Source organism: Mesorhizobium sp. B2-5-7, assembly GCF_006440875.1.
Classification (GTDB): Bacteria; Pseudomonadota; Alphaproteobacteria; order Rhizobiales; family Rhizobiaceae; genus Mesorhizobium; species Mesorhizobium australicum.
Genome location: NZ_VFUO01000003.1, coordinates 796,720 through 804,299, shown reverse-complemented (window position 1 = coordinate 804,299; position 7,580 = coordinate 796,720). Strand labels below are relative to the sequence as shown.

Below are 7,580 nucleotides of genomic sequence, written 5' to 3'. Positions count from 1 at the left end.
GTCCAAGGAGACGATCTCGTTTGCAGTCGACTGGCCGCTGGTGATCGCCTGCGGCGTCATCGGCGGCGGCTTTGGCGCCTTGTTCTCGTTGCTGGCCCTCAAGGCGACACGGCGTATCCGACGCTGGAACGCGCTGCAGCCGGTGTGGCGCGCGCTGCTGGTGGCCGCGATCTGCGGATTGGCGGTCGCGGTGATCGGCATCGCCTCGGGCGGGCTGACCTTCGGCACCGGCTACGCGCAGGCGCGCAGCGCGGTCGAAGGCACGCCGCTGCCCTGGTTCTTCTTTGCCGAGAAATTCGCGGCCGGCCTGCTGTCGATGATCTCAGGCATTCCCGGCGGCATCTTCGCGCCCTCGCTGGCGGTCGGCGCCGGCATCGGCAGCTCGCTCGGCCTGATGTTCGGGAGCAGCGCGGGCGTCGCGGCCCTGCTCGGCATGGCGGGCTATTTCGCCGGCGTCGTGCAAGCGCCGATGACGGCTTTCGTCATCATCCTCGAAATGACCGGCAATCACGACAATGTCATCGGCCTGATGCTGGCTTCGATGCTGGGCTACGGCACGGCGCGGCTGATCTCGCACGAGCCGCTTTATCACGCCCTGTCGCGGGTGTTCATCGCCGAGGCGATCCGGCGGCGGCGGGCGGAGGCCGCACCGGAATCAGGGCTGGGCTGAAAAAGCAAAGGCCGGGCGTTACGGCCCGGCCTTCGGTTCAAAAACGAAGATGGCCTATTTGCACTTGGCGATCGAGGACAGCGCCGCCGAAATGCCCTTAAGCGAGAAGACATAGTTCGTGGGATTGCCGCGGCCCGACTTCGCCGACACCTTCATGTCGGTTCCGGTCTTCATCGCGGCGATCAGCACTGGCTCTTCCGCCGCGTTCTCGACCCAGGCCGATTTCCCGCGCGTGAACATCGAGAAGCTCTTCTTGTCGATGGTGACGGTGGCCTTGGAACCTTCCTGGAAATTGTAGCCGGCGATGAACTGAGGCTCATAGGACACTTGCTGGCCGGGCCGCTGGCTGACGAAGAAGAACATGTCGCCGTGGTCGAGCGTCGGCGGCTGCTTGTCGGTCGGCACGGTCAGCACGTAGCAGACCTTGCCGCCCGAAGCCTGGTAGCTGTAGGTGCCCCAGGCATTGTGCTGGCCGATCTTGGTCGCCTGCTGCGCCAGCGCCGGCGCCGCCGAGGCCGCCAGGACCAGGCTCGAAACTAGTGCAATCAATCCGCGCATCGTTTTTCCCGTATTCCAAATGGTGCGGAGGCGGGCCGCGTGGCGTCCTGCCGTCGCTTCATTTTGATTTAATCTGGGTTACCAAACGGTGAATTTCCCAAGAGAAAAGGACCTTCACCCCAGGAAACCGCCGCCATTTCCGCGCCGCCGCCTTGTCAGCGGCCGGCTCGGTGTCCCTTTGGCGACTTGGAGGCCACGAAAACGGCAAGAGTTTGACTTCTAACCCGCCGCTGAACGCCCCTGTCCAGCGGTCGAGCCGTCGCGGCGGGATTCGGCCGGCGGGACTTCAGCTCTTATCGGCGATGGCGTCCTTGGCGGCTTGCCGGTGCGCGGGCGTGATATGGGCGCTGACGGCGGTGATCGCGGCGGTCAGCACGGCGATGTCGTCGGTGAAGCCGAGACCGAAGATGAAGTCGGGGATGAGATCGACCGGCAGGACGAAATAGCCGAGCGCGGCCACCAATATGCCCTTGGCACGCAGCGGCGTCTTCTTGTCCATGGCGCAGTAATAGGCGGCGACGACATCTTCCATGAACGGAATCTGCCGAGCGGCCTTCCTGGCCGTGCGCCAGAACTTTTCGCGCACTTCGCCTTCGCCGGCCAGCTTGTCGCCAAAGCCGAAGAAATCAAAACCGGATTCTTGCGCCATCAATCTCTCCTTGCGGGCCTCATGCGCGTCTCAGCGCACGTCCGCCGATCAAAATGTGGTGAAAGCTTAACCCGGCTGCAAGATGCGGGCGCCGATTTGCCGGGTCCGCGCCGGGCCTGGACGTTGGACAGCCCGTGTTCAGCCGCCGAAATAGCGGTTCATCTTCTTCGCCAATTCGATGTCGAGCGCCGTCACGCCGCCGGCGTCATGCGTGTTCAGGGTAACGCTGACGGTCTTGTAGACATTCGACCAATCGGGATGGTGGTCCATCTTCTCGGCGGTCAGCGCCACCCTGGTCATGAAGGCGAAGGCTTCGGAGAAATTGGCGAAGGTGAAGGTGCGGCCGATCGAGGCTCCGTCGTCCGCCAGTGCCCAGCCATCAAGCCCTGTGAGCGCTGCTTCGGCGGCCTCCCTGCCCAGTTTCTCTCTCGTCATGTCCGCTTCCCGTGCTATTGGGCTGAAGTCGTCACCATAGCGCCGGATCCATGATCGCGAAGCCCATAAATTCCATTCTTTTCGTCTGCCTCGGCAACATCTGTCGGTCGCCGCTGGCCGAAGGCATTCTTGGCGCCGTGCTGGCGGAGCGCGGATATGGCGGCGATATCGTGCTCGATTCGGCCGCGACCAGCGGCTGGGAGGTCGGCTCCGCTCCCGACCCGCGCTCGATCGCCATCGCGTCTCACCACGGCATCGACATCTCGCGACAGCGGGCGCGCAAGATCATGCCGGAGGATTTTCACCGCTTCGACCTGATCTTCGGCATGGACCGGTCCAACGTCGCCGACCTGAAGGCGCTGGCGCCGGCGGCGGTGCGCGACCGTATCCACCTGTTCCTGGAATTCGCCGAGGGAAGGCCGCGCGATGTACCGGACCCCTACTATGAGGACCAGCAAGCGTTTGCCGAGGTCTATCGCATGATCCGCGAGGCGTCGGAGGTGCTGGCGACACGGCTGGCGGCACGCGTATCGACGCCGGACAGCGGCCATGCCTCCTCGACAATATAGGGGCCGCCACCCACCGAATCGCGCGACGACATCAGCACGAAACGGCCGATGCGGAACGGCAGCGTCGAGAAATTGCCGCGCGCCGACAGATATTGGGCGACGTCGAGCGGGCTCGAATTGCGCAGCCGCGCCAGCGTCACATGCGGCATGAACCTGCGCGGATCGGCGGGAATGCCGAGCCGCTGGCAGATGCGCTCGATTTCGGCCTGAAGAGCCGCCAGATCGGGCGAGGACGAAGCGCCGGCCCACACCGCATGCGGCTTCTTCTGGCCGAAAGCCCCGACACCGGACAAGGTCAGCGAGAAGGAAGGGCGATGCACCCGGTCGAGAGCGTTGGCGATCTCGTCGGCGACATGGCCCTGGACGTCGCCGATGAAGCGTAACGTCAGATGGTAGTTTTCGACGTCGATCCAGCGGGCCCCGGGCAGGCCGCCCCGGAGCAGGGACAGCGAAAGGGCGGCATCACGCGGAATTTCGAGGGCGGTGAAAAGACGCGGCATGAAGAGCCTCCCTTCCTCGAATCGAAACTGTCATCCCTAGCGAATCATCGATAATCAAATGGAGCAAGTGGTTTGTTGGTCCCGGATGCAATCTAGATGCAATCTAAAGCTTCCGCGGCGGAACCGGTTCCATCCGACGTCACGATCCTCCTGGCGCCGCCGCCATGGCCTTCTCGACGGTGGGCAGGATGCGTTCGACCATCAGGTCGACGCCGCGAGCACTCGGATGCAGGCCGTCCTCGAGCTGCAGGCCGGGCTGGCCGGCGACGCCGTCGAGGAAGAACGGATAGAGCGGAACATCGTATTTGCCGGCCAGGTCAGCAAAGATGGCGTCGAAGGCGCTCTGGTAGTCGGCGCCGAGATTGGGCGCCGCCCGCATGCCGGCCAGCAGCACGGCAATCTTGCGCTCTTTGAGCTTGCCTAGCATCTCGTCCAGGTTCCGTTTGGTGATGTCGGGCGCGACGCCGCGCAGCATGTCGTTGGCGCCGAGTTCGAGGATCACCAGCTGCGTGCCGTCAGGCACCGACCAGTCGAGCCGCGCCAGGCCGCCGCTGGAGGTGTCGCCGGAGACGCCGGCATTGGCGACGACGACGTCATGGCCCTTGGCGCGAAGTGCTGCCTGCAATTTGTCGGTAAAGCCCTCGCCCGGGCCAAGGCCGTACCCCGCCATCAGGCTGTCACCGAAGCCGACGATCTTGAAAGGCGCGGCGCGCGCCGACGAGATGCCGCCGCAGATGGCGAGGAAAACGACCAGGCCTGCGGCAAAGCGGCGTTTGAAAGACATGCGGCAGGCCCCATATGACAGAGAATTCTTCCGGCGATGGCTTCCGACAGGCAGAGCCTCCCTTTCCATATAGGACGCTTTCATTTTGACAGAAGCCGTCATCGCGCTGAAAGACATATCCCTGACACTCGGCGAAGGCGCTTCGTCGGTTCATGTATTGAAGGGCGTCAGCCTCGACGTCGCGCGCGGCGAGGCGACGGGTATCGTCGGCCCGTCGGGGTCCGGCAAGTCGACATTGCTGATGGTGCTGGCCGGGCTGGAGCGGGTCGATTCCGGTACGGTGCGCATTGCCGGCGAACTGCTCAACGGTAAAAGCGAGGACCAGATCGCTTCGTTTCGCGGCCGAAACATTGGCATCGTGTTCCAGTCCTTCCACCTCATCCCCAATATGACGGCGCTCGAAAATGTCGCCGTGCCGCTGGAACTGGCCGGCCACGCCGATCCCTTCTCGGTGGCGGAGCGGGAACTGGCGGCCGTCGGCCTCAGCGACCGCGTCGCCCATTATCCCGGCGAGCTCTCCGGCGGCGAGCAGCAGCGCGTGGCGATCGCCCGGGCGCTGGCACCATCGCCGCGCATCCTGATCGCCGACGAGCCGACCGGCAATCTCGATCAGGCGACGGGGCGGCAGGTCGCCGATCTGCTGTTCGCCAAGGCCGCCGAACGCGGCATGACGCTGGTGCTGGTGACCCATGATCCGGCGCTCGCGGCGCGCTGCTCGCGCCAGGTTTCGATGCGCTCCGGCCGGATCGAGGCGCCGCCGCCGGTCAGGATCACCGCCTGATGCCGCTGGCGCGGACCTTGAAGCTTGCCATCCGCTTCTCGCTGCGCGAGATGCGCGGCGGCCTGTCCGGCTTCCTCATCTTCCTCGCCTGCATCGCGCTCGGCGTGGCGGCTATCGGCGGCGTCAATTCGGTGGCCCGCTCCATCACCGCCGGTGTCGCCGATCAGGGCCAGACGCTGCTCGGCGGCGATCTTCGCTTCCAGATCAACCAGCGCGACGCCAGCCAGGCAGAACTTGGCTTTCTCGACGGGCTGGGCGTGGTTTCGCATACCGCCGGCATGCGCTCGATGGCGCGCCTGGCTGACGGATCCGACCAGGCGCTGGTCGAGGCCAAGGCTGTCGACGAGGCCTATCCGCTCTATGGCGCGCTGGAAACCGAACCGGTGCTGACGAAGCAGGAACTGTTCGGCGGGCAGTTCGGCGTTTTCGGCGCCGCGGCACCCGATCTCTTGTTCGAACGGCTGCATCTCAAGATCGGCGACCGGCTGAAGCTCGGCACCGCCACGTTCGAACTGCGCGCCAGGCTGGTGGCCGAGCCCGACGCGGTCTCCGACGGGTTCGGCTTCGCGCCAAGGCTGATGATCTCGACCGAGGGCCTGGCCGCCACCGGGCTGATCCAACCGGGCAGCCTGGTCGAGAACGCCTACAAGGTCCGGCTGCCCGCCGGTGCCGACGAGGCGCGGCTCAAGGCCATCCAGGACCGGGCGGCCAAGGATTTTCCGCAGGCCGGCTGGTCGATCCGCACGCGCAGCAACGCCGCACCGGCGCTATCCTCCAACATCGAACGCTTCTCCCAGTTCCTGACGCTGGTCGGGCTCACCGCGCTGGTGGTCGGCGGCGTCGGCGTCGCCAATGCGGTGCGCGCCTATCTCGACGGCAAGCGCGGCGTCATCGCCACCTTCAAGAGCCTGGGGGCGTCCGGCGGCTTCGTCTTTGCCGTCTACCTCGTGCAGATCCTGATCATCGCGGCACTTGGCATCGTGCTCGGCCTGGTGCTCGGGGCGCTGATGCCGTTCGCGGCGAGTGCCGCGCTTCAGTCGGTCATTCCGGTGCCGGCGCAGGGCGGCTTCTATCCCGGCGCGCTCGCCATGGCGGCGCTGTTCGGCCTGCTGGTGACGCTGGCCTTCGCGCTGTTGCCGCTCGGTCGCGCCCGTGACGTGCCGGCAACCGCGCTGTTTCGGGAAATGGGACTGGAAGGCCGGGGCCTGCCGCGCCCCGTCTATGTCGTTTGCGCGCTCGGCATCGCGCTTTTCCTGGCAGCGCTGGCGATCCTGTTTTCGGGCGACCAGCGCATCGCCTCGATCTTCGTCGGCGCCACCGTTTTTGCTTTCCTGGTGCTGCGTCTCGTCGGCGGACTGGTGCAATGGGCAGCCCGGAAAAGCCCGCGCGTGCGCTTTGTCGCGCTCAGGCTCGCCATCGGCAACATCCACCGGCCGGGGGCGCTGACGCCCTCGGTGGTGCTGTCGCTGGGGCTTGGGCTGACGCTCTTGGTGACACTGGCGCTGATTGACGGGAATCTCAGGCGCCAGATCTCCGGCAGCCTGCCGGAGCGGGCGCCGAACTTCTTCTTCGTCGACATCCAGGGCAGCGAAGTCGATGCGTTCTCCTCGCTGATGGCGAAGGAGGTGCCGCGGGGAACGCTGACCAAGGTGCCGATGCTGCGCGGCCGGGTCATGGCTCTCAACGGCGTCGATGTCGACAAGGTCAAGGTGCCGGCCGAGGGCGCCTGGGTGCTGAAGGGAGATCGCGGCCTGACCTATGACACCAGGCAACCGGAAAACGCGACGCTGACAGAGGGCAAATGGTGGCCCGACAACTATGCCGGCGAGCCGCTGGTTTCGTTTTCCGACAAGGAAGGCAAGGAAATCGGGCTGAAGCTCGGCGACACCATCACCGTCAATGTGCTCGGCCGCAATGTCACCGCCCGCATCGCTAATTTCCGCCAGGTCGAGTGGGAGACGATGGGCATCAATTTCGTCATGGTGTTCTCGCCCAACACATTCGCCGGCGCCCCGCATGGCTGGATAGCCACGCTCACCGAAAAGAACGCCTCGGCGGCCGACGACGCGCGCGTCCTCAACGCCGTCACCCGCGCCTTCCCCGCCGTGACGACGGTGCGGGTCAAGGACGCACTCGACATCGTCAACCGGCTGGTCGGCCAGCTCGGCACGGCGATCCGGGCGGCGGCCGGCGTGGCGCTGATCGCCTCGGTTCTGGTGCTTGCCGGCGCGCTTGCCGCCGGCAACCGGGCGCGCATCCACGACGCTGTGGTGCTGAAGACGTTGGGCGCCACCCGGCGAACGCTGATCACGGCATTCTCTCTGGAATACATGCTGATCGGACTGGCCACCGCCATCTTCGCGCTCGCCGCCGGCAGCGCCGCCGCCTGGTTCGTGGTCGCACGCATCATGACGCTGCCATCGCATTTCATGCCCGAGGTGGCGGTGGCGACGATTGCCTTTTCGCTGGTGATCACGGTCGGCATCGGCCTTGCCGGCACCTGGCGGGTGCTCGGCCACAAGGCGGCACCCGTGCTGCGAAACCTCTGATTCGCCGGCGGGCGCCCGCCTGCCCGGGTTAAATCTTGGTAAGAATGCCGTCCGAAACGGCCGGCGAAGCGGCATTTGGCCTGTC

9 protein-coding genes are annotated in these 7,580 nt (G+C 65.7%); 4 read left to right on the top strand and 5 right to left on the bottom strand.

The features are described from left to right. Nucleotides 1-670 (top strand): chloride channel protein (locus FJ543_RS17830; RefSeq protein WP_181173993.1); only part of this gene is annotated, 670 nt, incomplete at its 5' end. 54 nt (nt 671-724) lie between these two features. Here the strand turns inward: FJ543_RS17830 and FJ543_RS17825 are convergent. From FJ543_RS17825 to FJ543_RS17815, 3 genes are all read right to left on the bottom strand, one after another. Further along, entirely contained in the window at nt 725-1,228 is a 504-nt protein-coding gene (locus tag FJ543_RS17825) for an invasion associated locus B family protein (RefSeq protein WP_015314944.1), read from the bottom strand. A gap of 286 nt (nt 1,229-1,514) precedes the next feature. Continuing rightward, nucleotides 1,515-1,877, bottom strand: a complete 363-nt coding sequence (locus FJ543_RS17820) for a YkvA family protein (protein WP_015314943.1) — start codon at nt 1,875-1,877, stop codon at nt 1,515-1,517. A gap of 138 nt (nt 1,878-2,015) precedes the next feature. Next, nucleotides 2,016-2,312: a 4a-hydroxytetrahydrobiopterin dehydratase gene (locus tag FJ543_RS17815; RefSeq protein WP_015314942.1), complete on the bottom strand. Its 297-nt coding sequence runs from the start codon at nt 2,310-2,312 to the stop codon at nt 2,016-2,018. Between the two features lie 50 nt (nt 2,313-2,362). On the opposite strand from FJ543_RS17815, the gene FJ543_RS17810 reads away from it, so the two are divergent. Further along, nucleotides 2,363-2,881, top strand: coding sequence for a low molecular weight protein-tyrosine-phosphatase (locus tag FJ543_RS17810; protein WP_015314941.1), 519 nt, complete (start codon nt 2,363-2,365; stop codon nt 2,879-2,881). Here the strand turns inward: FJ543_RS17810 and thpR are convergent. Together thpR and FJ543_RS17800 are read right to left on the bottom strand one after the other, a co-directional pair. Further along, a complete protein-coding gene (gene thpR / locus FJ543_RS17805; RefSeq protein WP_015314940.1) occupies nt 2,785-3,381 on the bottom strand; it encodes an RNA 2',3'-cyclic phosphodiesterase in 597 nt (198 codons plus the stop codon). The genes FJ543_RS17810 and thpR overlap by 97 nt on opposite strands. A gap of 139 nt (nt 3,382-3,520) precedes the next feature. Next, on the bottom strand, nt 3,521-4,165 hold the full coding sequence (locus tag FJ543_RS17800) for an arylesterase (protein WP_140719659.1): 645 nt from the start codon (nt 4,163-4,165) through the stop codon (nt 3,521-3,523). Nucleotides 4,166-4,250: 85 nt separating this feature from the next. Here FJ543_RS17800 and FJ543_RS17795 point away from each other — a divergent pair, with 85 nt between their 5' ends. Both FJ543_RS17795 and FJ543_RS17790 read left to right on the top strand, forming a co-directional pair. Next, nucleotides 4,251-4,946: an ABC transporter ATP-binding protein gene (locus FJ543_RS17795; protein WP_140876176.1), complete on the top strand. Its 696-nt coding sequence runs from the start codon at nt 4,251-4,253 to the stop codon at nt 4,944-4,946. Further along, a complete protein-coding gene (locus FJ543_RS17790; protein ID WP_140876174.1) occupies nt 4,946-7,495 on the top strand; it encodes an ABC transporter permease in 2,550 nt (849 codons plus the stop codon). Before FJ543_RS17795 ends, FJ543_RS17790 begins: the two co-directional genes overlap by 1 nt. Nucleotides 7,496-7,580 lie beyond the last annotated feature (85 nt).

Excerpts from the sequence above, each read along its gene's own strand:
- FJ543_RS17790 (WP_140876174.1), top strand. The coding sequence starts at position 4,946 with ATGCCGCTGGCGCGGACCTTGAAGCTTGCCATCCGCTTCTCGCTGCGC.
- FJ543_RS17810 (WP_015314941.1), top strand. The coding sequence starts at position 2,363 with ATGATCGCGAAGCCCATAAATTCCATTCTTTTCGTCTGCCTCGGCAAC.
- FJ543_RS17815 (WP_015314942.1), bottom strand. The coding sequence starts at position 2,312 with ATGACGAGAGAGAAACTGGGCAGGGAGGCCGCCGAAGCAGCGCTCACA.
- thpR (WP_015314940.1), bottom strand. The coding sequence starts at position 3,381 with ATGCCGCGTCTTTTCACCGCCCTCGAAATTCCGCGTGATGCCGCCCTT.
- FJ543_RS17800 (WP_140719659.1), bottom strand. The coding sequence starts at position 4,165 with ATGTCTTTCAAACGCCGCTTTGCCGCAGGCCTGGTCGTTTTCCTCGCC.
- FJ543_RS17820 (WP_015314943.1), bottom strand. The coding sequence starts at position 1,877 with ATGGCGCAAGAATCCGGTTTTGATTTCTTCGGCTTTGGCGACAAGCTG.
- FJ543_RS17825 (WP_015314944.1), bottom strand. The coding sequence starts at position 1,228 with ATGCGCGGATTGATTGCACTAGTTTCGAGCCTGGTCCTGGCGGCCTCG.